Raw genomic sequence first — 24,889 nt, 5'->3', positions numbered from 1 at the left:
CCTACCCGAAGCAGGTCTCGATCACGCCGATGACCCGGGGGTCGTCGGCCAGCGCATCGTCCACGAGCGGGAGCGCACGCCATTTGTCGAACGCGGTGCAGGGATGCGACAGGCCCAGCCGGACGACGTCGCCGACCTCGATCACGGCATCGGCGGGAACACGGATGAACGCGTGCTGGTCGTTGATGCCGGTCACCGCCGCGCCGGCGAACGGCATTGCAGGCCCACCGCGCAGCGACCGGACCGCCTGAACCTCGGGGAGGCCCTCGTCGTACGGGAGATCGCGCTTGCCCGCATCCACCAGGACCAGCTCCGGTTCCGGCCGCGACAGGACGGTCGCCCAGCCGTGGATCGCCGCGCGGAGCCCCTCGCCGGAGCCACCGCGCGAGAACGGAGTGATCCCGCGGTAGAAGCCGTCGTCATGCGTGATGTACGCGCCGGAGCGGAGCAGCACATCGACGGGGCGGCCGCGTGCCCCCTCGGGGTCGCGGAGCGGGGCCAGGATCGCCGCGACGTCGTCGAAGTACGCGCTTCCGCCGGCGGTGAGCAGCACCTCTCCCTCCGCCGGGTAGAGCCCCTGCGCATCCAGTTCGCGGTGCAACCGCACCATCTCGGCGAGGTAGGCCCTGACGCGCTCGAGGGACGCGGTCGATGCGTCGTGTGCCAGCGCCCCCTCGTATCCGCCGACCCCGGCCAGGCGGAGGGCGGGTGCGGAGGCGATGGCGCGCGCCACCTCGAGGGCGGCCGGGACGCCCCGGGCCCCTGTGCGGCCCCCGGCACCGCCGAGCTCGACGAGCACCGCCAGCGGAACCGTCGCTCCGGCGTCGCTCAGCCCATCGGCAAGGAGCTCCACGGCACGGATCGAGTCGGCCCACACCGTCAACCGGGCCGCGTGCGGGGCGAGCGCCCGGATCGCCGCCGGCTGCACCAGCTCGTTCGCCAGCAGTATCCGCGGGACGCCCCAGTCCAGCGCAACGGTCGCCTGCCACGGTGTTGCGACGGTGATGCCCCAGGCGCCCGCATCCAGCTGCCGTTGCCAGAGGGTCATGCTCATCGTGGTCTTGCCGTGCGGGGCGAGCCCGACTCCGGCCGACGCGCACCAAGCCGACATCGTCCGGAGGTTGTGGGCGAGCGCCTTCTCGCTGAGGGTGACCAGCGGTGTCGGGAAGTCGGCCAGCGTTCGGGGCTCAGCGGCGAGCGCGTCGACCGTGAGCGGCGGCTCGCCGAGAGGCATCGCCTTGTACTCGGCCATGAGCCTCCTTCGTGGTTGCACATGACGCAACGCTGATTGCGCCTTCTGTGCAACCTTGTCTAGCATGGCCACAGTCGATCCAGGAAGGGCACCGCATGCGAAGCGCCGGCCTCCAGGTGACGATCGGTGAGGCGATGGTGGTCCTCTACCCGGAAGACCAGCGGGCGTTGGCAGAGGCGGACAGGTTCGGTTCGGATGTCGGCGGGGCGGAGTTCAACGTCGCGACCAGCCTCGCGCGCCTGGGCCTTCCCACGTCCTGGGTCTCCCGGCTCGGAACCGACGGGTTCGGTGCACGCATCCGCCGGGTCGCCGGCGAGTCGGGTGTTGACACGTCCGCGGTCGAACTCGACCCCTCCCGGCCGACCGGGCTCTACGTCAAGGAGACGACCCGCACGGCCGGGGATGTGAGCACCCGGATGCACTACCACCGCAGTGGATCCGCAGCCTCCGCCCTGTCGTCCGCCACGCTGGCCTCGCCTGCAGCCGCAGCGCTTCTGACCTCTGCCGAGCTCGTCCACACGTCGGGCATCACGGCGGCCCTGTCTCCCACAGCAGCCGAGGCCGTCACGGGCCTGCGGGCCGTGCTGGGCCCGGACACCCGGCTCAGCGTCGACCTCAACTATCGTCCGCAGCTGTGGGGCGACGGCGACACCTCCGCACTGACGGCTCTGGTAGCCCAAGCCGACCTGCTCTTCCTCGGCCGCGACGAGGCCGAGGCCTGTTTCGGGCACGGCGACGCCCGCCGGCTCTTCGACGCGCATCCCCTGCTCGACACCATCGTCGTGAAGGAGGACGCCCACCGCGCCTCCGTCCACCGCCGCGGCGGCGTGGAGGTCCACGTCCGCTGCCTCAGCGTCGACGTCGTGGAGCCGATCGGAGCCGGGGACGCTTTCGCGGCAGGCTTCCTCTGCGGGCTCGCGGAGCGACGCGACGATGCGGCCTGCCTCCGCCTCGGACACGCGCTGGCCGCTCTGGCTCTGACCAGCGCCGGCGACCGTCCGCTCAGCGTGCCGGACGAGATGGACCGCGAAAGGATCGCCGGCGCCTCCGACGAGGACTGGGCGAGCTGGGCGGTCAGCCCGGGCGCATCCCCCTGGAGGAGGTCGTCGTGAGCCAGTCGCTCGGCCGGGCGCTCGATCTCCTCGGCCTCCTCGCGCGCGGCATCACGACTCTCGACCCGCTCGCGGCAGAACTCGGCGTTCACAAGACGACGGTCCTGCGGCTGCTCCAGACCATGGAGCAGCGCGGGTTCGTCGGCCGCGACAGCAACCACCGGTACCGCATCGGCCCTGCCGTGCTGGCCCTGGCCTCCGGCGCGCTGGATGCACTGGATGTGCGCGCCGCTGCTGCCCAGGAACTGCGTGCGCTCGCGGCCGAGACCGGCCAGACCGTGCACCTCGCCACCTACGACGACGGCGTCGCGACGTATGTCGACAAGGTCGAGTCGCGGCAACCGCTCCGCATGTACTCGCGGATCGGCCTTCCCGCCGCCCTCCACGCGACTGCGGTCGGCAAAGTGCTGCTGGGCGGGCTGGATGGCGCAGAGCGCCGCGCGGTCGTCACCGGACTCGAGTTCGAGCGCTTCACCGACCGGACGATCGCGACGCCCGACGGTCTGCTCGCCGACGTCGAGCGCAGCGTGCGACGAGGGTGGGCGGAGGACCACGAGGAGCACGAGACCTTCATGAACTGCATCGGCGCCCCCGTCCACGGACCCGACGGCCGCGTCGCCGCCGCCATCTCGATCTCGGTTCCGAACGTCGTCCTCCCGTATGAGGGCGTGCTCGAGCTCCTTCCGTCGCTCCTGGCGGCGGCGGGGCGCGTCTCCGCAGAGCTCGGCGCCCGAGAGGTCTGACCACCGCCATCCACAGCACCCCGAAAGGAAGCCATGTCCGAACGCACCGCCGTCTTCACCCCGGAGGCCCCCGCACCCGCTCACGTCTTCTCGCAGGGGGTGAGGCGCGGCCCCTTCCTCCAGGTGTCGGGACAGGGACCCGTCGACCCGGTGAGCAACTCGTACATCCACGAGGGCGACGTGAAAGCGCAGACGCTCCGGACGCTCCAGAACGTCGAGGCCATCCTCACCGCCGGAGGGGCGACCTTCGACGACGTGATGATGCTCCGTGTCTACCTGACCGCCCGCGACGACTTCGCTGCCATGAACGAGGCCTACGGCGAGTTCTTGTCGTCGCGGGTCCGATCGGGCGTGCTTCCGGCGCGCACCACGGTGTTCACCGGCCTCCCCCGCGCGGAGATGCTGGTGGAGATCGACGCCCTCGCCGTGCTCGACTGAGGCGGAGCTACGCCCGCCCGGGGAGCGGCCGGACGGTGAGGATCTGCTCCGCCCTGCCCACCGGGCCCGAGAGGTCGTGGAGAGCGGTGCTGGTGAGGCCTCGGCCCGTCGACCCGAAGGTGACCGTCGTGTCGAGGCCGACCCACTCCCCCGCCGGCTGCGCGTACAGGTGGATGGTCAGGTCGAGGTTGGGGAACATCCACTCGGTCGGCAACCGGCGCACCGCGATGCCGTTCGCCGTGTCGACCAGCGCGATGAAGGCGGCGTGCGGGCTGGACTCCTCGCCGGCGACGAGGACGCGGTCGGTGCGCAGCCAGGCCGTCGCGCGGCCGGGGCGCGGGTCCTCGGCCGCCCGCATCTCGAGCGATGCGACGTAACCGCCCGGCCAGGTCTCCGTCATCGGCCAGCGCCGCTCGGGGCCCGGGAGGGCGAGCCTGTCCGGTTCGCCGCCTGCGACCTCGCTGGTGTCGCCGTCGACCGTGTACCAGGCACGCGCGAGCACGGCGGCACGGCCGGCGATGACGACGGTCGCCTCCACCAACTCGATCGTCCGGCCGGGGCGGATGGTCTCCACGGTGATTTCGCACACCTCCGCGGCGAGGAAGCCGAGGATGTCGAAGCTCACCCGCGCGAGCGAGAGCGGACCGGCGCCGCGCTCGGCGCGATGGCGGTCCATCGCGTGCACGATGAGACCGCCGAGCGGGCTGAAGTGGATCTCGCCGTCCTTCCAGGCTCCTCCGGCATCCACGGTCGGGTGGTAGCGGGTGTCGTCGATGCGCTGGAAGTAGGAGTCCATCCCCCGATTATTTCGCCCCGGCCGTCGCCGCCACCGTCGAGTCCGCACAGACTTACCGCTTTCCCCACCCTGAGCGTGCAAAGAATGCGGACTCGACGGCGGGCGGTATATCGTCTCGGCATGTGCCGGAACATCCGTTGCCTTCACAACTTCGAACCGCCCACGACCGACGATGAGGTGCGGGAGGCCGCGCTCCAGTTCGTCCGGAAGGTCAGCGGCTCGACGCATCCCTCACGCGCCAACACCCCGGCGTTCGAGCAGGCTATCGACGAGATCGCCGAGGCGACCAGACGGATGCTGGACCAGCTGGTCACGAGCGCCCCGCCGAAGAGCCGGGAGCTCGAGGCGGCGAAGGGCCGACAACGGCACGAGAAGCGCATGGAGCGCGAGGTGAGGATCCGGACGGCGTCGGCGTGACAGTCAGACCCGCTCCACCGGCAGCCGATGCCTCCTTCGATACCCAGCCTGATCGACCGCCCGCCGCGGCACCCGACTTCCGCGGTCCGAATCGATCGGCCCGCCGCACCGCCGGCGACGATGGTCGTCGACAGCTCATCCCGGAGGCTGACGCGTGCAGCCGGGCGCCGCGTTAGCCTCGACCCTATGCTTCGCCGGGCCACGACCGTCCTCGCGCTCCTGTGCGCCGCCGCCCTCCTCACCGGGTGCTCGACGATCGAGCAGCTGGCTCGGGATGCGAGCGGCCGCGGCTCCGCTGAGCCCGCGGAGGCCTGCCTGCTGCGCGGCGCCGAGCCGGACCCGTCCCCGACGCCGGCTCCGACGCTCGATCCCCATGTCGCCGGAGAGGTCCGGGAGGCCGTAACCGCCGTCCGGAAGCTCGCGGGCGTCGACACGGTGCGCGAGAGCATGTCGAACTCGCGAACCGCCTCCGACGATCCGGACCGCCCGGACTGCCGGGTCGTCTCCAACCACTTCTCGAGCCAGGTCGACGTCGTGATGGAGGCGGCGGCGACACCCGCTCAGGCGGCAGCAGTCCCGACGACGATGGCACAGCACCTCGCGTGGACCGGGGTGAGCCTCGCCCTCACGGTGCCGGCCGGACCCGGGCACATCGAGACGACGGTCCACTACAGCAGGACCTTCGACCAGACCATCCCGATCGAGACCTCCACGGACGTGGCCGAGGGCCTCGCGCGGCTGGCGGCGACGCCGCACGTCACCTCGGTCGAGGCATCCATCCCGTACACGATGCGCGTCGACTACGGGTCGCTGACGGTGCTCGTCGACGGCGCGGACCCGGCGACGCTGGATGCGGTCCGCACAGTCATCGGCACCACGGCGTTCGCCGACACCACCCTGCACGGTTCGTTCAGCAACGGCGCCAAACCCTGACGAAGGGTTGACGAAGAGCGCCAAAGCCAGGCACACTTAGGCGCGTGCCTAAGTATTACGACGAGCTCGACGCCGTGCTCCGCGCTCTCGCGGACCCCACGCGGCGAGCCGTCGTGGAGCGGCTCGCGATGTCACCAGCGGTGGTGACCGAGCTCGCGGCCCCATTTCCTATGGCGCTGCCGTCGTTCATGCAGCACCTGAGCGTGCTCGAGAACGCGGGAGTGATCACCTCCGAGAAGCACGGACGCGTCCGCACGGTGAGCCTGCGGCCGGGCGCGCTCGACATCCTGCACCTCTGGCTCGGGGAGCAACGCACTCCCGCCGAGCACCAGGCCGACCGCCTCGGCATCCACCTCGCCCGCGCCGCCGCGGCGCCGACCCCGAAGGACACCTGACATGACCCGCGTTCGCATGGACCTCTTCGCCTCCCTCGACGGCTACACGCCGTCCGATGCGTCGCCCGACAACCCGATGGGCGAGGACTGGGGCCGCCTCACGGCCGCCTGGGCATCGACCCGGACGTTCCGCGAGCGCATCTTCGGCGACACGAGCGGGGCCGGCACGGCCGGCGTCGACGACCGGTTCGGCCGCGAGTTCTTCGAGGGGATCGGCGCCGAGATCATGGGCGCCGGCATGTTCGGCCTGCACTCCTTCCCCGACGACGCCGAGTGGAAGGGATGGTGGGGAGACACCCCGCCGTTCGGCACCCCGGTCTTCGTGCTCACCAGCACCGCGCCGCGCTCCCCGATCGAGATGAACGGCGGCACGACCTTCCACTTCCGCAGCACTCCCGTGGAGGAGGTGCTCGCCGAGGCGACCGAGGCCGCAGGCGGACGGGATGTCCGGGTGGGCGGCGGCTATCGCACCGCCCGCGCCTTCCTCCGGGCCGGCCTCGTCGACGACCTGCACCTCATGATCGCCCCGATCTTCCTGGGCCGCGGGCACCGGCTGTTCGACGACCTGACCGGAATGGACCAGACGCACACCGTGACGTCCGAGGTCGCGGAGAGCGGCACCATCCACGTCACCCTCACCCGCTAGGACGCCCCATGACGATCGAACGCCGCCTCGCCCGCGCCGGATTCACCCTCACCCGCGACTACCCCGCCCCGCCCGAACGCGTCTGGGACGCCTTCGCCGACGAGGAGCAGAAGCGGAGCTGGTGGGGAGCAGGAGACGCCATCGAGCCGGGCGAATGGTCCTTCGACTTCCGGGTCGGCGGGCGGGACGTGGCAGAGGGCACGTTCCACGACGGCCCGGTGTCGCGCTACGAGGCCACGTACACCGACATCGTCGAGCACGTCCGGATCGTCACCACGTACGACATGTGGATCGACGGCGTGCACATGTCGACCTCCGTCGCCTCCCTCGAGTTCGATCCGATCGACGAGGGCACCCGCTTCACGCACATCGAGCACGGCGTCTTCTTCGACCGGTTCTGGGCCGACGGTCCCGGGCGCGAGAGCGGCACCCGGGGCCTCCTCGACGCCCTGGGTGCCTACCTCGCGCGTTAGCCTTCGCGCGGCGGCGGATCAGCCCGGTCGCCGCGTGGAGCGGTGCGCGGCGAAGCCGCTCAGACCGAGACCGAGGGCGAGCACGAGCAGTGCGGCGGCGAACGGCAGCGTCGCATCGCTTCCGCTCTGCGCGAGCAGGGCGGTCGAATCGATCGCTGTGCCCCCGGCGGCTCCGACGGGCACGGCGGCCGGCGCCGTCAGGAAGGTGTAGACCGCAGAGGCGTCCGGGCTCTGCCCGTTGGACGCCGTGATGGTGACGGTCGACGAACCCGGTGTCGTCGGTGTTCCGGAGATCACGCCGGTGGTTGGGTTGAGCGTGAGTCCCGCGGGGAGTGTCCCGGCGGTCACCGCGTAGGTGGGCGCCGGCGTGCCGGAGGCCGTCACCGTGAAGGAGTACGGGGTTCCCACGACCGCGTCGGTCGGCGTCCCCGACGTGATGGCCGGGCTGGATGTCGTGACCGGTGTGCCCGGCGGCGGGCAGCCCGTCGGCACCGTCACGGTGTTCGTGTCGAGGGTGACCGCCGCGTTGCTCGCCAGCAGGCGGCCCGCGATGGTCGCGCCGGTCGTCGCGGTGATGGACTGGTCGGCCAGCACGGTGCCGACGAACTGCGCCGCAGTGCCGAGCGTCGCCGACGAGCCGACCCTCCAGAAGACGTTGCACGCCGTCGCACCACCGGTCATCGTGATGTGGGTCGCCGATCCGATCGTGAGGGTGCTGGCGGCCTGGAAGACCCAGACCGACGTCGCACTCCCGGCGAGCGTCAGCGCTCCGTTGTCCGCGAGAGACAACGCGCCGCCGGAGTAGACGCCGGGTGTCAGCGACAGGCCGTTGAGCTCGCCGACCCCGGAGGTCGTCGGGGTCAGCCCGCTCGCCGTGTTGAAGGCGGTCGTCACATCGCTCTGCGCCTGCGCCGCGACGGCGTCGGTCTGATGGAGGGTTCCGGTGAGCGTGCCCTCCGGAGGGCCGCCGAACCCGGTGATCGACGATCCGGGTGACACCCCCACGTCACCGTCGACGACCGTCGGTCCGGTGTTCGTCACGGCGCTCGACCCGAGCACGCCGAAGGGCGCGGCCGTCCCGATGTCCACCGGCCCGTCGAGGGTGGTGTCCGCCCGCGCCGAAGCCGGGCCGAAGGTCAGCCCGAGCAGTGCGAGAAGCGCAGCCGCTGTGGCCCCGAGGCCGATCCGCCGGATGACAGAAGAAGAGGAGAAAGAGGATGTCGAATCGGCCACGAAGGCCCCCGCCCGATCGGGGGGTTCTGGCGTACGACGAGATTCGTCTTCCACACCCCTTCTGCGAAGTCTCTCACGGAATGGCGCCTCGTGCCGGATCCGGCCGAACAGGGGGTGAGCGCGTTCGGTCACCGAACACGGCTTGACGCCCGATCCGCGCCCTGCCTATACTCCCATTTACAACGTTGATTACATCGTTGTAAACCCGATCCGATCGACGATGAGCGGTCGGTCCCATGAGAGGCATTCAATGAAGAAACTGCTTGCGGCGCTGGCCGTCGCGGCCGGCGCTTCTCTCGCGCTGGCCGGCTGCTCCACCTCCTCCGGCTCCGGCGACTCCGCCCCTGTCACCCTCACCTTCTGGCACGGCTACACCGAGGCCGACGGCAAGGTGCTCGACGCGATCGTCGACGACTTCAACAAGTCGCAGGACAAGATCACGATCAAGACCACGACCAAGACGTGGGCCGTCATCGGAGACACCCTCCTCCCCGCCCTCTCCGCCAAGAAGGGCCCGGACATCGTCGCGATGCCGGCCGAGACCCTCCCGGTGTACGCGTCGAAGGGCGCGTTCGCCAAACTCGACGACTTCTACGCGAGCAGCGAGATGAAGAGCGCATCGCTGCGACCCGCCGCTGTCGAGATGGAGAAGGTCGACGGCTCGGCGTACGGCGTCCCGACCGGCTTCGTCCCGCTCTCCGTCATCTACAACAAGGCCCTGTTCGAGAAGGCCGGGATCACCGAGTTCCCGAAGACCTGGGACGAGTGGGTGGCCGACGCCAAGAAGCTCACCGTCGACGAGAACGGCGACGGAACCCCCGAGCAGTACGGCCTCGCCCTCCCGGACCACGCGACCGTGGGCAACGGCGTCTGGGCCAGCCTGTTCTACGGCAACGGCGGGAAGATCGTCGACGGCTCGAAGTCGGCGCTCGACTCCTCCGAGAACGCCGAGACGCTGTCGTACTGGGCGAAGGCCGTCACCGCCGACAAGATCTCGCCGACCGGCCTCGACGGGGTCGCCTCCGACAAGCTGTTCTCCTCCGGCAAGGCCGCGATGGAGATCGGCGGACCCTGGATGGCCGGTGTCGCCACCGAGAACAAGATCGACTACGGCATCGCCGGCATCCCCGCCGGACCGAAGGGCGCGGCAGCGTCGGCGATCGGCATCTCCGCCGCGGTCACCGCGCAGGCCGACTCGGCCAAGAAGGCCGCAGCGGAGAAGTTCTTCGCCTACTTCTTCACCAAGAAGGTCGCGACGAAGTGGTCGCTCGGCTCCGGCTGGCCGCCCCTGCGCACCGACATCCCGTCGTCCGACGTGTCGTCCAACCCGGTCGTGGCCACGCTCACCGACCTCGTCGGCGACGCGCGTCCACTTCTCCCCGGCGTGGCGAACAGCACGGATGTGCTCTCCGCGGTCGACGAGGCGACGCAGAAGGCCCTCGCCGGCGGCGACCCGGCCGCGCTGCTGAAGTCCGCATCCAGCCAGGTGCAGCAGGCCCTCGGCAAGTGATCCCCCGGTGGACCGCCGTTCCGCGGCGGTCCACCACCTCTTCCGAAAGCGATCATGACCACTCTCACCCGCTCCCGCACGGGCCGCCGGCCGTACCGTCCGCCGGCCCCGCTCGGCGGCCGGCCCCGCTCGGCACGCCGCCGCGGACCGATGGCTCTGCTCTTCATGCTCCCGGCGATCGTCATCCTGATCGCCTTCGTGGGCTGGCCGATGCTGTCGGCCCTGCGCCTCTCGTTCACGAACGCGAGCGGCTTCGGCCTGGAGGAGTGGGTCGGCTTCGACAACTACGTGCAGGTGTTCACCGACCCGCGCGTCCTCGCCACCCTCGGCAACACTGCCCTCTACACGGTGCTCTTCACCCCCACCGCGCTGATCGCCGCCCTGCTGCTCGCCCTCCTCCTCACCAACCGGCGGCTGCTCGGGCGCGGCTTCTTCCGCACCGCGCTGTTCCTGCCGTTCATCGTCTCGCTCGCGGTCGCGGCATTCGCGTGGACGTACCTGCTCGACCCGCAGGTGGGCCTGCTCAACTTCTGGCTGCGCAGCGTCGGCATCCAGCTCGGCAATGTGCTGCAGGACCCGGCGCTCGCGATGCCGACCGTCGTCCTGGTGGCCATCTGGAAGAGCTTCGGCTTCTACATGGTGATCTTCATCGCCGGCCTGCAGGAGATCCCGGAGTCGCTCTACGAGGCGGCGAAGATCGATGGAGCCGGAGCCTGGCGCCGGTTCGTCAGCATCACCCTCCCCCAGCTCAGCAACACCCTCGCGTTCGTCGTCGTGTTCGCGATGATCGCCGCGCTGCAGGCGTTCGACCAGATCTACGTCATGACCGGAGGCGGTCCGTACCGCTCGACGCAGACCGTCGTCATGGAGATCTACCAGGAGGGCTTCAAGAAGCTCGACCTCGGGCTCGCGACCGCGCTCTCCTACGTGCTGCTGGCCGCGACGCTCCTCCTCAGCCTCATCCAGTTCCGCTTCTTCGGACGCCGTGAGAAGGACCTCGCATGACCGCCACCCTCAGCCCGGCCGCCACCCGCCGGTCCGCGTCGGCCCCGCGCGGGAGGCGCGCAGGACGGATGACGGAGCGCTGGCTCCTCTTCGCCGCCGCCCTGGTGCTGACCGCCATCGTGCTGCTCCCGGTGATCGTGATCGTCCTCACCGCGTTCAAGCCCGCCGCCGAGATCAACGCGTACCCGCCGACGCTGCTCCCCGGCACGTGGACGCTGGACAACTTCGCGAAGATCTTCAGCGACCTCCCGTTCGGCCGGCTCTTCCTCAACAGCCTGGTCTTCGCGGGCGGAGTCACGGTCTTCGCGCTGGTGTTCGACTCGCTGGCGGCCTACGCCCTCGCCCGGATCGACTTCCGCGGCAACCGCGTCGTGCTGATCGTGATCGTGGCCAGCCTGATGATCCCGTTCCAGGCGACGCTCATCCCCGTCTACCAGCTGGTGGCGCAGCTCGGGTGGGTCAACACGTTCGCCGGCCTGATCATCCCCCGGGCGGCGGACGCCTTCGGCATCTTCTTCCTCCGGCAGTTCTTCATCGCCCTCCCCCGCGACCTGGACAACGCGGCGCGGATCGACGGCGCCGGGGAGTTCCGCATCTTCCGGAGCATCGTGCTCCCGAATGCGGTCCCCGCGCTGCTCACGCTGGCCATCTTCACCTTCGTGAACAACTGGAACGACCTGCTCTGGCCGCTCGTCTTCACGACCTCCCCCGACATGGGCACCATCACGTCGGGGCTGACGCTGCTCACCGGCCCGAGCGGCATCATCCCCTACGGCACGATGATGGCCGGGTCGCTGATCGCGGTCCTGCCGCTCGCCGTCATGTTCCTGATCATGCAGCGCCGCTTCATTGAGAGCGTCGCGACCACGGGGCTCAAGTGACGGCCCCGCGCTGGTTCGAGGACGGCCGCCTGCACCTCGGGCTCGGGATCGAGGACACCTTCGTGCCGCAGGAGCGGCCGGGTGAGCGCGCCATCGACGAGTACGAGCTCACCGAGCACTACGACCGCTACCGTGAGGACTTCGCCCTCGCGGCAGGCGTCGGGGCCGAGGTGCTGCGCTGGGGCGTCCCCTGGTACCGGATCGCGCCGGAGCCCGGCCGCTGGGACTGGGACTGGACCGACCGGGCGGTGGATGCGCTGCTCGAGGCGGGATTGCGGCCCATCATCGATCTGCTGCACTACGGCACCCCCACCTGGCTGGCCGAGCAGTTCGCCTCCGCGGACTACCCGCAGCACGTCGCCGAGTTCGCCGACCGCTTCGGCGAGCGCTACGGGGACCGCGTCGTGGACTACACGCCGGTGAACGAGCCGGTCATCCACGCGCTGTTCTCGGGAGAGTACGGCTACTGGCCGCCCTACCGGACCGGAGCAGAGGGATTCGCCGCCATCGCCGCGAACCTGGCCCGCGGCTTCGTCCTCAGCCAGGAGGCGCTGGCCGCCCGCATCGGCGACCGCGCGACGTTCGTGCACGTCGATGCCGCCATCAGCTACGTCGGGGACGAGAGCGCGCCGGAGCACCGCGAGGAGGCCGAGCGGCTGCGCCACCAGGTGCACCTGGTCGAAGACCTCGTCACCGGCCGGGTCGACGACGCGCACCCGCTGCGCGACCGGCTGGCTCCCGCGGTGACGGACGCCGAGCTGGACTGGTTCGCCGCCCATGCCGTCCACCCCGACATCATGGGCGTCAACTACTACCCGCGGCACTCCACCGAGCTGTTCGAGCCGGGCGTCCGGCACGGCGGCGGCTTCGCCGACCCCCGGCCGAGCGTCGACCGCGGCACGCAGGGCCTCCGCGAGGCGCTCGAGCGGTTCGCGGCCCGGTACGGCGCACCGGTGATGGTCACCGAGACGTGCGTGACGGGGACGGTCGATGAGCGCATCCGCTGGCTGGACGCGTCCATCGCACTGGTGGAGAGCATGCGGTCCGAGGGCGCACCGGTCGTCGGCTACGTCTGGTGGCCGCTGTTCGACATGTACGAGTGGACGTGGCGCCACAGCGACCGGCCGCGCGCCGACCACCTGCTCACGATGGGGCTCCACGACCTCGTCGAGTCCCCCGAGGGGCTGCTGCGTTCTGCGAACCCGGTCGCCGACCGCTTCCGCGCGTACGCCTCCCGCCTGGTCACGGCGCCGTGATCGGGCGCAGGAAGGGACTCGGGGTGACGACCTGCTGAGCTGACCCACACGTGACGACGAGCCCGACGTCGTGACGGCCCGCCCGCGCCCGCGGACGGGTCTCCAGTGAGAGAAGGAACCGACATGTTTCCATCACGCACCACATCGGGCTCGTCGCCGCGGCGACGACTCCGGGCCATCCTCGCGGCCGGCGCCGTCGCCGGCGCCCTCGTCGCGGCGACGCTGACGGCCGCCCCTGCCTCCGCCGTGACGACCGGCAACGGCTCGCTCGTCTACTCGCCGGCGGCCGGCACGTCCTTCAACCCGGAGGGCGGACGCGCGGCGGGCACCACCTACGCGAAGAACATCGTCCTGAAGAACAGCGGGGCGTCGAACGGCACCCAGCTCGTCACCTACGACCAGCTCGTGCTCGTGAACGGCGTGCAGGTCTACCCGATCTACCGCAGCACGAACGACGGGACGAGTTGGACGCACGTCACCGACGTGGTGCCGAGCGCGACCTTCCCGACGCTGACCCGCACCTCGCAGCCCTTCCTGTTCGAGGTCTCCCAGGCGACGGGCGGGCTGGCCGCCGGCACCATCCTGCTGGCCGGCATGATCATGCCGGAGGACCGCTCGAGCAGCCGCCTTGTCGTCTACAAGAGCACGAACCAGGGCACGTCGTGGTCGTATCTGAGCACCATCGACACGGGCGGCCCGGCCGTCTACGACCCCAGCCCGACCTCCACCACCTCGACCGTCTGGGAGCCGTCACTCGCCATCGACGGGCAGGGCGGACTGGTCGCGTACTTCTCCGATGAGCGGCAGAAGGCGAGCGGCGTCCTGCAGGCGGTGTCGTACCGCCGGTCCACCGACGGCGGTGCCACCTGGGGCGCCGAGTCGAACGTGTCGGCCCCGAACAACCAGTCCGACCGGCCCGGCATGATCACCGTCACCAAACTCCCGGACGGGCGGTACCTGGCCACGTTCGAGGTGGTCAACCGGCCGTCGCAGAGCAACAACACCGCCCCGGTGTACTTCAAGACCTCGCCCGACGGCTTGAACTGGTCGCCGACGACCAGCATCGGGACGCCGATCACCCTCGCCAACGGTCGCGGCATCGGCTCGTCGCCGTACGTGAAGTGGGTGCCGGGCGGCGGCCCGAAGGGCATGGTCGTCGTCGCGTCGAAGTGGTCGCTGGATGCCGCGGGCACCATCGACGGCGGTCAGAACTTCTACGTCAACTACAACCTGGGCGACGGGCCGTGGGAGCGGCTGCCGATGGCGGTCACCTACGACGGCCCGGACGCCGAGGGCGGAACCTTCAGCGGGTTCGCCCAGAGCATCGACTACTCGGTGGACGGCCGCACGCTGTACCAGGCGACGAACGTCGAGAACCTCACGACCACGTACAACGACATCCGTGTCGGCTCCATCCCGCTGGACGCCCAGCAGTACGAGGCCGAGAAGGCCGCCCGCACGTCGGACACCTCGCTCGTCACGGACCCGGACGCATCCAACGGAAGCAAGGTCGGCAACATCAACAACACGACCAGCTCGGTGACGTTCACCGTGCGCGTCCCCGCGGCCGGCAGCTACACGATGAACGTCCGCTACGACAACGGAACGGGCGCGGCGTCGACGCACAACGTCAGCGTCAACGGCGGCACCGCATCCGCCCTCAGCTACCCGGCGACGGTGAACTGGGGACGCTACGGCTGGGTGCAGAAGACGGTCGCGCTCAACGCGGGCGCGAACACGATCGCCTTCACGAAGGGGACCTCGTTCGCCGAGCTGGACGCCATCCAGCTCTCCCAGCCGGGCACCGCGCTCGACCCGCAGTTCCGCATCGTGAACCGCAACAGCGGCAAGTACCTGGAGATCGCGAGCGCCTCGCTCGCGGACGGCGCGGGCGCCGGCCAGTGGGGCGACACGGGCAACGCCTGCCAGGTGTGGAACGTGCACCCGGTGTCGAACGGCCTCCAGCTGTTCAACGCGAACAGCGGAAAACTGCTCGAGATCCCCGGCGCCCAGACAGCGGACGGCGTGCGAGCGGCCCAGTGGGGTCCGACCGGCAACGCCACGCAGGTGTGGTCCCCCGCCACCTCCGGCGGCTGGTGGACGCTGACCAACGCCAACAGCGGCAAGCCGCTCGAGATCGCCGGATCGTCCACGGCCGACGGCGCCTTCGCGCAGCAGCGCACCGCCGACGGCAGCGCGACGCAGCAGTGGCGGCTGGTGCGCGAGGGCATCCAGTAGTCCATCCGACCGGGGCGACGGCGATCGGGCCGCCGTCGCCCCTTCCGGGTCGCACGTGCGGTTGACTGAGGGCATGCGCGACCACGCCCTGTTCCTGAACGGCACCGTCGGCGTCGGCAAGAGCACGACGGCGGATGCGGTCAGTGCGCTCCTGATCGAGCGCGTCATCCCGCACGCGATCATCGACCTCGATGCGCTCCGGGCCGGCTGGCCCGCTCCGGACGGCGACCCGTTCAACTCCGCGCTGGAGCTCGCGAACCTTCGGCCGGTCGCCGCGAATCATCGCGCTGGGGGCGCCCGGATCCTGGTGCTTCCCGGCGTCATCGAGGACGCCGCGGAGGTGCCGCGCTACCGCGACGCCCTCGGCGGCCTCCCCCTCACCGTCGTCCGCCTCACCGTCGATCCGGCGATCGGCGAGGCCCGGCTGCGCGCCCGGCATCGGGGTGACGAGGCGGCGTCGGCCTGGCATCTCCATCGGTTCGGAGAGCTGGATGCGGTGCTCGACGCGGCACGCATCCCGGGTCCCGTCGTGGACACGAGCCGCCTCACGCCCCGGGAGACGGCGATGCGGGTGCTCGACGGCATCCTCTGACCTCGGTCGGTCCCGGGTCTGTCGAGAGGTGGGGTGTGGCCGGTCGCCCTCTGGGGGAAGGACAGTTGTCACCCGGCCACACGATCGGGCGACGCAGCGAGAATCGAGGCCCGACACGCACACCTTGACTCACCCCGGGGCGAAGAGCATAGACATCAGTTTTCCGCCGTCGGGTGCGCGCAATGGTGGCGGAGAGGTCAGCCGCCGGCGAGCATGCTCTGCATGGTGGCGATCTCCGCGGTCTGGTCGGTCACGATCCGATGCGCCAGCGCCACGGCGTCCGGGTTCCTGCCGTTCTGCACCTCAGCCTTCGCCATGTCGATGGCCCCCTCGTGGTGTTCGACCATCTGCGTGAGGAACAGCGATCCCGCCTCCGCACCGGTCGCGTTCTGCAGCGCGGTCATGTCGGCCTGCGACATCATGCCGTCGCCGTGGTGCATGCCGCTCATGTCCGAGGACTGGCCCCATCCGGAGAGCCAGCTATTCATCGTGTCGATCTCCGGACCTTGCGCGTCCTTGATCTTCGAAGCGAGCTCGGCCACTCGCGGATCGACGCCCTGCTTCGCCAGAAGCATGTCGGACATCTCGATCGCCTGCTGATGGTGCACGACCATGTTCATGGCGAACGCGACATCCGCCGCGTTGTGGGTGCTCGACGTGGCAGACGACGATCCGCCGCCATTTTCCGCCCCGGGCACCTGACGGGCGCCGCCGGAGGGAGTGCTGCAACCGGCCAGGACGGCAACGGTGAGGAATGCGCCGCAGGCGGCAGCGATGAGCTTGGTGTTCATGAGTTTCTCTTTCGTTCGCGTTGGAGTGATGGCTGGGCTTCCGCGCACGCGGAAGCGGCGCCACCGGCCGGGGCCGGAGCGCTGCGGCAGCACTCAGGTGCGACTGATCGAGAGGACGTGAAGAGACGGAGGAGACGCGGGCGCGATGATCCGCGGGACCTCACGAGCCCGCGCCGCGATGGCCGCGAAGAACGCCCAGCGCGAGCGCATGAGGATCGGCGCGAGAAGGAGCAGAACGGTAGCGAGCAACGCCAGGAAACACAGCATCGCCGACATGTCATGCCCGGGACCGCATCCCCCCGCCGCGCAGTGCGCGTGCGCATCCATGCCCGGATCCGTGCTCGATCCCATCGCCATGCCGCGGCCGGCATCGGTGCCCTTCGTGGACTCCTCCCCGGGGTGATCGCTTCCCAGGGCCGAGTGGAGAGCCGCGTGAGGAGACATCGAATCAGCGGGGCCCGAGACAAGCGTGTGCATCCCCAGAATCCCGACGATCACACCGACGACCGCGAGCAGCAGAAAAAGCGGACGCCACACCGAGCTCGGTGTTGCATGCCGTCCGATCACTGTGCTGCCTCCCCTCCGGAACTCGGACGCCACGCTAGCGTGCGCTGCTGGGTGGACACTCAAACCATAAGACATTGTGCGTTTCGCTCCTCCAGGTCCACCGGCGAAACAGCTTGCTGTCGGGCGCCCTAGGCGGAGGCATAACCTACCCCCGCATCTGATCCGTGGGCGGCCATCCGGCCGGAACGGACGGGGGGGATCATGATCAAGCGTCTGTGCGTGACGGTGGCCGTCGTCGTCCTGCTCGCCGGCGTCGTGACCCCCGTCGCGGCCACCGCGGCCGCGGGGAGCCTCGTCAGCGGCCTGGTCTGGGCGGACGTCAACCGCGACGGCGTCCGCACACCGGACGAGAGCGTAAAGGCGGGAGTGCCCATCCAGCTGGTCTCTGCGACGACCGGAACCGTCGTCGCGACGACGACATCGGCGACGAACGGCACGTACTCGTTCGCCAACGCCGCGGACGGCAGCTATTTCGCGCGGGCGATCGCTCCCGGCGCCTTCCGGTTCCCCGACGTCGCCACCGGCCAGAACGACTTCCGCCGCAGCGAAGTTCCGGCGACCGGCAGTCCGGAGCGCGGTGTGACGGCGCCGTTCACGATCGCGGGTGCGACGCAAGTGCCCAACCTGGATGCCGGGATGCAGCCGATCTCAACGCTCGAGACCGACCGGTTGCAGATTCCGGACTCCTGCGAGACGTACGCGTCCACCGGCACGCCCCCGTGGGACGCCACCGACGGCCCCGGTCTCGACACGGGTCCGGGCAACTGCGTCGTGCGGGTCGGCGACACGGTGCGTCAGAACTATTCGGTGTCGCTGACGGGGTTGCCGACCGGGGTGACCGTGCCGAACGTCGTGATCGAACTGACGATCACCCCGGTGTCGAACCCGGACGACCCCTCCGATGCCGCCGATGCGACGCTCCAGCTGGCCGGCCCGGGAACTAACGGGCTCCCGGCCGGGTGCCTCGCCGCGGCCAACGGGGCGAACCCGCCGTCGTCGGCGACGACGAACGCGAACGGGTCGATCACCGTGGTCTGCAACCTGGGATCGATGTCGTCGAACGTCAGCACGGTGCAGCTCGTCTACCGGTTCGCCGACGACACGCCGATTCCGGGCTTCGCATCGGTGACGGCATCCGCGTACACCGGGCAGGACGATGCGGCGCCCTCGAACACCGTGTCCGGGCCCGTGGTGCAGGTGACCGGCACGGCGGAGTGGGAAGCGAAGAAGTTCCTCCAGAACGGCCCGCTCCGGGCGACGCGCACCATCGGCGGTGTCGTCACCCAGGGATTCGACCAGTACTACTGGATCGACCTCATCAACGTGAAGGGCGCGATCGGAGGATCCGATCTGCAGTGGCCGATCTCGTTCACCGACCGCATGACGAAGTTCCCCAACGCCGTGCTCTTCAGTTGCTCGCCCCGGATCCCCGGGAACGACGCGGCCGTCTCCGACTGGTCCGTCACCTGCCCGGTCAACCAGGCGGCCGGAACGACCGGCTGGAATATGACGGCGACGAAGCCTGTGACGTCCCGCCAGGAGAACACCCGCATCCTCGTCGGGGTGTTCGTTCCGACGGCCGACGCCTACCGCTCGGTGAACCCGGCGTGGCAACCGGGCGATACTCCGCCGACGGGTGTCGTTTCCTGGCAGAACCAGATCCGTGACACCAATGGCTGGCACATGATCGGTGGCCAGCTGAACGACCCGCCGAACAGCGTCGGCCCCGGGTACGAGCCAGGATGGGACGGCACGACCGCCAGCGGCGACAACGTGGTCGACCGCCAATTCGCCATCACCGAGCCGCGCTGGGACGTGGCGAAGACCAATGCGGGGAACCCCTCGTTCCAGGAACGGGACCTCGACAACAACCCCGCAACCCCGCCTGTGCCGGGATTCAACGTGGCGTTCCAGTTCACGGTGAGCGAATCCAACGGCAATCTGATCAGCAGCAACATCGATCGCATCGCCTTCAAGGACGTGATGCCCCAGTACCCCGACGCCGTGCTCATCCAGTGTCTCGGTCATTCGGGCAACTTCAACACGGGAACGCCCACGTGCGAGACCGGTGCCCAGCCCACCGACGGCTGGGACATGAGCTTCACCCCGAATGCCAACGGCAACAACACGAAGACGAACACCTGGCAGGCGTTCTTCTTCGTACCGACTCCCTCGATTCCCGATCCGTGCCGCGTGAACGCGAGCCAGACGTTCTCCGTGCACAACGATGCGGTCGACACCGATGGCTGGACGGCCGGCGGGTGGCTGATCAACAACACCGGGTTCGAGCCCGGCTGGGACGGCACGACCGCGTCGGGCAACAATGTCGCGACTCGAACGTTCAGCGTGCGCAGCACGGTCAGCGACTGCGGCACCCTGAACGGCGACAAGCAGTACGAAGGGATCGCCGGCGGTCTGACCGCCTGGAACCAGTTCTCGCTGGGCGACGTGGTGAACTCGCACGTCTGGACGACGGCCAGCACGAACCGGGTCGCGGTGACCGACCCGATGGTGTGCGACGTGTTCGACGTCTCCGTGTGGCGCGTCTCGGGCAACCCGCTCGCACCGGTGACCGGAGCCGACCCCAATCCGCACCTCCAGGCCAACCCGGCCAATCCCGGCTTCGACCGCAACGACTACGTCATCGAGTACGCGGTCGGGGCGAACGCCGTCGATACCCAGACCGGCACGGGCAACGGTCTCGACAACACGGCGAACGTCGTCGACGCGCGGCAGTGCCGCGACGCCCCCGGACCGTGGTCCAGCGACCCGGCGGCCGCATTCGGCGCCGACTGGCGCGACGAAGTCAACATGGTCAGAGTGCGGCCGATCACCGCCGGGCACGTCGAAGTCGGCCCGTTCACGCTCGGCCTGTACCTCCCGCTCCAGTCGCGCTGGCGGTACAACGGCGGCCCGAACGCGGGTGAGGACATCCCGCAGGGCGTCCTGCTGAACAACACCGGTGCCTGGCCCGCGATCGACGCGAACGGAGCCCAGGTCTGGCGGGATGTCTCGCGGCAGCTCGCGGCCAACCTGCCGCTCAGCGGGAACAAGTCCTATGCCACCCAAGCCGGCAACGCCTGGGCGGACAACACGACGGTCGCCTCCGGGACCAAGGTGCAATCGATCGTGGGGCTTTACGCCGACCTCCCGCAGCTCGGAGCGGTGTCCGGACCGCCCAACGGCGTCCAGGCGCCCGGAGCGCCGGACAGCCTCGGATTCCCGGTCGACAACCCCACGGTGTGCGACGCCTTCGACGTGTCGGTGTTCCAGCTGGACCGGCTGGGATGGTCGACGTCGTCGGGCATCACGCCGGGCGACTACGTCATCGAGTACGCCGTCGGCTCCAATGCCGTCGACACGCAGGCGGGGGCGCAGACCGGCGGGCTGTATCCCGTAGACCGCACCTCGCTCGTCGCGGACGCCACCTCCTGCCGCGAGTACGCCGGCCCCTGGGTCACCGACCCGGCAGATTTCGGACCGAACTGGCGCGACACGGTGAACATGGTGCGGATGCGCCCCAGGGCCACCGACTACGTCCAGCACGCCGCGTTCAACCTGACGCTGCGCACGATGCTCCAAGCGCGCGGCGTCTACAACGGCGGACCGGATGCGGGCCAGCCGATCCCCACCGGCGTCCGGCTCTCCAACGTCGGCGGCTGGTCGACCGGCCCCCGCGGAGACCAGTGGACCACGATGCAGAAAGAGGTGCGCTACCAGGGCATGCGCCTGATCGTCGCCAAGTCCGCCGGTCAGGCGACCTACCTGCCCGGCCAGGACGCGATCTGGAACCTCAGCGTCGGGATCAACGACGCCGAAGTCGGCGCGGTGATGCAGAACATCCGGCTCGTCGACACCATCCCGCAGGGCCTCACCTACAACTCGGCCTGCACGCACGCGCGCCTGCCCGCAGGCGTCACGGTGAACTACAACGCGGCGACGCGGGAGGTGACCTTCATCCTGGGGGATGTCACCGCCACCGCCGCCAACTACTGGATCCGCACGGGCGCGACCGCTCTGCAGCTGTGTGCGACGCTCGAGACGGTCGCGCAACCCGGCGACTCCTACGTCAACTCGGTGCAGGCGAGGGCGGACAACTCCGAGAACGCTCCGACGGCGACCGCGACCACCACGGCCACCGGCTCGGGGCAGCTGGGCCTGGTCAAGAACGTCGACAAGTCGTTCGTGGCGAGCGGCGAGACGTACACCTGGTCGCTGGACTGGGCGAACACCTCCACGGTCATCTCCTTCCTGCCCACGGACCTGATCGACGTCCTGCCCTGGAACGGGGACGGCGATCCGGCGTCCGGCTCGGCGCGCGGACAGTACGCCTCGGACTACGTCGGACTCTCGCGGCTGACCGGGCTGCTGGCCGCGCCGACGTACGTCCGCGGTGCCACGGGGAACGTGGGCGGCTTCTGGTACTACTCGACGGCGGACCCCTCGACCATCAGCCAGGACCCCCGCGATCCCGCGAACGCCGACCCGGCAGCACCCGGAGGCCTGTGGCTGGCCGCCGGGGAGGTCTCCGACATCGATGCGGTGACGGCGGTGCGTTTCGTCTCGAGCGGTCCCCTCGGTGTCGGCACGCGTGTGCGCGCCCAGATCCCGATGGTCTCGACGAGCTCCCAACTCGACAACGTGTACGTGAACCGCGCCGAGATCTACTCGGGCACCTTCCCGAACCAGCCCCTGCTCTCCAACGAGCCGTACGTCATCATGCCGGGCTTCACGGTCGGCGACCTGGTGTGGCTCGACCGCAACGGCGACGGGCGCTTCGATGGCGGCGACCAGGGCATCCCCGGCGTGACCGTCCAGGTGCTCGACGAGGCAGGGGAGGTCGTCTCGACCGCGACGACCGATGCGGTGGGCCGCTGGGTGTCGAAGGCGCTGCCGGCGGGAACGTACACGGTGCACATCCCGGCCGCCATGTTCGACCCGGGAGAACCGCTCGACGGCGTGGTGGTGCGCACGGCCGGTTCCAGCGCTGCCAACGCGATCAACGAGCGCGGCGACAACAACAACACCGAGACGCCGGTCCCCAGCTGGACAGGCCTGACCAGTTCTCCGGTGACGCTCTCCTACGTCCGCGACGGCCGGGGCTTCCTCGTCGGCGCCAACGGGGCGATCGGCGATGACGTCCTCGGCCTCGCGAACCCGCTCATCCCCGACGAGTTCAGCAACTACACCATCGACCTCGCGCTGATGCCCGCACCCGGCATCGACATCGCGAAGTCGACGAACGGCCAGGATGCGGACGATCCCCCGGGCCCGACTGTGGCGGTTGGCGGCCCTGTGCGGTGGACGTATGTGGTGACCAACACCGGCGCCGTGGACCTCACGGACGTCACCGTCACGGATAACAAGATCGACGCTGCCGCGATCGACTGCGACGGCACCGGATCCAATATCGTCGCGGGGCCCTTCCCGCCGGGGGCATCGTTCACGTGTGTCGCCGACGGCGTCGCGACCGCCGGCCAGTACACGAACATCGGCATGGTCTCCGCTCTCGACCCGGCCATGGTCCAGGTCGACCACGAGAATCTGTCGCACTACGTCGGGATTCAGCCGCAGGTCGACATCGAGAAGGCGACCAACACCGCGGATGCCGACGCTGCGCCGGGCCCGACCGTCGCCGTCGGCGGCGCCGTCCGCTGGACCTATGTCGTGAGGAATACGGGAAACGCACCCTTGACGAACGTGACGGTGACCGACGACCACGTTCCGGCGTCGGGCATCGACTGCGACGGCACGGGGAGCAACGTCATCCCCGGACCGCTCGCCCCCGATGATTCATTCACCTGCGTCGCCACGGGAACGGCCGTCCTCGGGCAATACGAGAACACCGGCCGTGTGACCGGCACCGCGCCGCCCACCACCGACGTCGACGGACTCCCGGTCCCGGGCGCTGAGGTGACGGACGAGGACCTCTCCCACTATCTCGGCATCCAGCCGCAGATCGACATCGAGAAGGCCACGAACACCCAGGACGCCGATGCTGCCCCCGGCCCGACCGTCGCCGTCGGCGACCCCGTGCGGTGGACGTATGTCGTGACCAACACCGGAACCGTGCCGCTCACCGATGTGACCGTCACCGACAATCGGGTACCGGCGTCGGGGATCGACTGCGACGGCACGGGAAGCAATGTCATCCCCGGGCCGCTCGCGCCCGACGCGACGGTCACCTGTGTCGCGAACGGCACGGCCGCCCTCGGCCAGTACGAGAACACCGGCAGCGTGACCGGCACCGGACCCACGACCACAGGGGTGGACGGCGCGCCGCTCCCGGGCGTGGAGGCGACCGACGAAGACCCCTCGCACTACCTCGGCATCCAGCCGAAGATCGACATCGAGAAGGCCACGAACACCCAGGACGCCGACGCCGCCCCCGGCCCGACCGTCGCCGCAGGCGACCCCGTGCGCTGGACTTACGTGGTCACGAACACCGGAACCGTGCCGCTCACCGATGTGACCGTCACCGACGACCGGATAGCGGCTTCGGGGATCGACTGCGACGGCACCGGAAGCAACGTCATCCCCGGACCGCTCGCGCCCGACGCGACGGTCACCTGTGTCGCGAACGGCACGGCCACCCTCGGCCAGTACGAGAACACCGGTCACGTGACCGGCACCGGACCCGCGACGACGGACGTGGACGGGAACCCAGTGCCTGGTGCGGACGCGTCCGATGAGGACCTGTCGCACTACCTCGGCGTCGCCCCGGCGATCGATATCGAGAAGGCGACCAACGGCCTCGACGCGGACGACGCGCCAGGACCCGCGATCGCCGAAGGCGCCCCGGTGCGGTGGACCTACACGGTGACGAACACCGGGAACGCTCCCGTGACCGACATCACCGTGACGGACGACCGGGTCGACGCCTCCCGCATCGACTGCGGCGGAACGGGAAGCAACGTCATCCCCGGGCCGCTCGACCCCGGCGACGCTTTCGACTGTGTCGCCACCGGCACGGCGGTCGCCGGTGCCTACGTCAACACGGGCACCGTCACCGCGATGGGCCCGGAGGTGGTGGATGCCGATGGGGCGACCACCCCCGGAGTGCAGGTGTCCGACACCGACCCATCGCACTACCTGGGCGAGATCACGGACGAGGGAACCACGCCCATCCCGCCGGTGGTCCCGCCGGTCCCGCCTGCCGCCCCGGCTGCGCCGGCCGCTCTGGGTCCGGACGCGCTGCCCGACACCGGCGCCGGAGACCAGACAGGCCTGCTTCTCGGCAGCGCCCTGCTCCTCCTTCTCGGAGCCCGGGCCATCATCGGAGGGCGCCGACGCCGCCGGCGGGCCAGCTGACAGAGCGGGAGCGCTGCCCTCCGACACGGCATCGGCGAACCGGGGAACGATGCTGTGGTGTCTACGACATGGAACGCGGGTGATCCCTGTCCCTGTGGGTGGCACGCGTTGTTCTCACGCCGCCCACACCGCGCACGATCGTCCTGGACGCGGTGGGTTCCTCCCGGACAGTCCCGGAACGGGCGGAGGCGCCCGGCAATCCCGAATGCCGGACACCTCCGCGTGATCCCCTCAGATGCACATCCCCCGACCTGCATCCCTCAGATCGGGCGTAGCCGCCGGTCATCCCGAAAGGCACCT

General features: G+C 69.9%; 20 protein-coding genes. 15 read left to right on the top strand and 5 right to left on the bottom strand.

From position 1 onward, the window contains the following. Position 1: 1 nt before the first annotated feature. Positions 2–1,252 (bottom strand): type III PLP-dependent enzyme domain-containing protein, encoded by a 1,251-nt coding sequence (locus BJ963_RS17125; RefSeq protein WP_179457676.1) that lies wholly within the window; start codon positions 1,250–1,252, stop codon positions 2–4. Between the two features lie 95 nt (positions 1,253–1,347). Here BJ963_RS17125 and BJ963_RS17120 point away from each other — a divergent pair, with 95 nt between their 5' ends. Genes BJ963_RS17120 through BJ963_RS17110 form a run of 3 tightly spaced genes read left to right on the top strand, consistent with a single transcriptional unit; the run spans position 1,348 to position 3,545 of the window. Further along, positions 1,348–2,364 (top strand): sugar kinase, encoded by a 1,017-nt coding sequence (locus tag BJ963_RS17120; protein WP_179457675.1) that lies wholly within the window; start codon positions 1,348–1,350, stop codon positions 2,362–2,364. Beyond that, the gene (locus BJ963_RS17115; RefSeq protein WP_343037315.1) at positions 2,361–3,107 is read left to right on the top strand and encodes an IclR family transcriptional regulator; all 747 of its coding nucleotides are present in this window, start codon (positions 2,361–2,363) and stop codon (positions 3,105–3,107) included. Before BJ963_RS17120 ends, BJ963_RS17115 begins: the two co-directional genes overlap by 4 nt. A gap of 33 nt (positions 3,108–3,140) precedes the next feature. Next, entirely contained in the window at positions 3,141–3,545 is a 405-nt protein-coding gene (locus BJ963_RS17110) for a RidA family protein (RefSeq protein ID WP_179457674.1), read from the top strand. A 7-nt stretch (positions 3,546–3,552) separates the two neighbouring features. Here BJ963_RS17110 and BJ963_RS17105 read toward each other — a convergent pair whose 3' ends face one another. After that, positions 3,553–4,341, bottom strand: coding sequence for a thioesterase family protein (locus BJ963_RS17105; RefSeq protein ID WP_179457673.1), 789 nt, complete (start codon positions 4,339–4,341; stop codon positions 3,553–3,555). 120 nt (positions 4,342–4,461) lie between these two features. Here BJ963_RS17105 and BJ963_RS17100 point away from each other — a divergent pair, with 120 nt between their 5' ends. From BJ963_RS17100 to BJ963_RS17080, 5 genes are all read left to right on the top strand, one after another. Continuing rightward, positions 4,462–4,758 carry a DUF2277 domain-containing protein gene (locus BJ963_RS17100; RefSeq protein WP_089914354.1) on the top strand — a complete coding sequence of 99 codons (297 nt, stop codon included), beginning with the start codon at positions 4,462–4,464 and terminating at the stop codon, positions 4,756–4,758. 186 nt (positions 4,759–4,944) lie between these two features. Continuing rightward, the gene (locus BJ963_RS17095) at positions 4,945–5,691 is read left to right on the top strand and encodes a hypothetical protein (protein WP_179457672.1); all 747 of its coding nucleotides are present in this window, start codon (positions 4,945–4,947) and stop codon (positions 5,689–5,691) included. A gap of 44 nt (positions 5,692–5,735) precedes the next feature. Continuing rightward, positions 5,736–6,086 (top strand): metalloregulator ArsR/SmtB family transcription factor, encoded by a 351-nt coding sequence (locus tag BJ963_RS17090; protein WP_179457671.1) that lies wholly within the window; start codon positions 5,736–5,738, stop codon positions 6,084–6,086. 1 nt (position 6,087) lies between these two features. Then, the gene (locus BJ963_RS17085) at positions 6,088–6,732 is read left to right on the top strand and encodes a dihydrofolate reductase family protein (protein WP_179457670.1); all 645 of its coding nucleotides are present in this window, start codon (positions 6,088–6,090) and stop codon (positions 6,730–6,732) included. Between the two features lie 8 nt (positions 6,733–6,740). Further along, positions 6,741–7,205 (top strand): SRPBCC domain-containing protein, encoded by a 465-nt coding sequence (locus BJ963_RS17080; protein ID WP_089914363.1) that lies wholly within the window; start codon positions 6,741–6,743, stop codon positions 7,203–7,205. Positions 7,206–7,223: 18 nt separating this feature from the next. Here the strand turns inward: BJ963_RS17080 and BJ963_RS17075 are convergent, their stop codons facing one another. Further along, positions 7,224–8,438 (bottom strand): ice-binding family protein, encoded by a 1,215-nt coding sequence (locus tag BJ963_RS17075; RefSeq protein ID WP_179457669.1) that lies wholly within the window; start codon positions 8,436–8,438, stop codon positions 7,224–7,226. 250 nt (positions 8,439–8,688) lie between these two features. On the opposite strand from BJ963_RS17075, the gene BJ963_RS17070 reads away from it, so the two are divergent. From BJ963_RS17070 to BJ963_RS17045, 6 genes are all read left to right on the top strand, one after another. Further along, positions 8,689–9,948: an ABC transporter substrate-binding protein gene (locus BJ963_RS17070; RefSeq protein WP_179457668.1), complete on the top strand. Its 1,260-nt coding sequence runs from the start codon at positions 8,689–8,691 to the stop codon at positions 9,946–9,948. Positions 9,949–10,002: 54 nt separating this feature from the next. Further along, positions 10,003–10,953, top strand: a complete 951-nt coding sequence (locus BJ963_RS17065) for a carbohydrate ABC transporter permease (RefSeq protein ID WP_246298095.1) — start codon at positions 10,003–10,005, stop codon at positions 10,951–10,953. Next, positions 10,950–11,834 carry a carbohydrate ABC transporter permease gene (locus tag BJ963_RS17060; RefSeq protein WP_179457667.1) on the top strand — a complete coding sequence of 295 codons (885 nt, stop codon included), beginning with the start codon at positions 10,950–10,952 and terminating at the stop codon, positions 11,832–11,834. Before BJ963_RS17065 ends, BJ963_RS17060 begins: the two co-directional genes overlap by 4 nt. Beyond that, complete coding sequence (locus BJ963_RS17055) at positions 11,831–13,090, top strand: family 1 glycosylhydrolase (protein WP_179457666.1); 1,260 nt, start codon at positions 11,831–11,833, stop codon at positions 13,088–13,090. Before BJ963_RS17060 ends, BJ963_RS17055 begins: the two co-directional genes overlap by 4 nt. 123 nt (positions 13,091–13,213) lie before the next feature. Continuing rightward, positions 13,214–15,328: an RICIN domain-containing protein gene (locus BJ963_RS17050; protein ID WP_246298094.1), complete on the top strand. Its 2,115-nt coding sequence runs from the start codon at positions 13,214–13,216 to the stop codon at positions 15,326–15,328. A gap of 73 nt (positions 15,329–15,401) precedes the next feature. Continuing rightward, positions 15,402–15,920 (top strand): P-loop NTPase family protein, encoded by a 519-nt coding sequence (locus BJ963_RS17045; protein ID WP_179457665.1) that lies wholly within the window; start codon positions 15,402–15,404, stop codon positions 15,918–15,920. Positions 15,921–16,117: 197 nt separating this feature from the next. Here the strand turns inward: BJ963_RS17045 and BJ963_RS17040 are convergent, their stop codons facing one another. Together BJ963_RS17040 and BJ963_RS17035 are read right to left on the bottom strand one after the other, a co-directional pair. After that, on the bottom strand, positions 16,118–16,804 hold the full coding sequence (locus tag BJ963_RS17040) for a DUF305 domain-containing protein (RefSeq protein ID WP_343037314.1): 687 nt from the start codon (positions 16,802–16,804) through the stop codon (positions 16,118–16,120). Then, positions 16,805–17,311 carry a DUF6153 family protein gene (locus BJ963_RS17035; RefSeq protein ID WP_179457664.1) on the bottom strand — a complete coding sequence of 169 codons (507 nt, stop codon included), beginning with the start codon at positions 17,309–17,311 and terminating at the stop codon, positions 16,805–16,807. It lies immediately after the preceding gene. A 168-nt stretch (positions 17,312–17,479) separates the two neighbouring features. Between BJ963_RS17035 and BJ963_RS17030 the strand changes: the two genes are divergently transcribed. After that, the gene (locus BJ963_RS17030; RefSeq protein WP_179457663.1) at positions 17,480–24,589 is read left to right on the top strand and encodes a DUF7507 domain-containing protein; all 7,110 of its coding nucleotides are present in this window, start codon (positions 17,480–17,482) and stop codon (positions 24,587–24,589) included. Positions 24,590–24,889 lie beyond the last annotated feature (300 nt).

Origin of the sequence: Leifsonia soli, assembly GCF_013408745.1 — a bacterium.
Taxonomy (GTDB): Bacteria; Actinomycetota; Actinomycetes; order Actinomycetales; family Microbacteriaceae; genus Leifsonia; species Leifsonia soli.
This window is presented reverse-complemented; position numbering and strand designations above follow the sequence as displayed.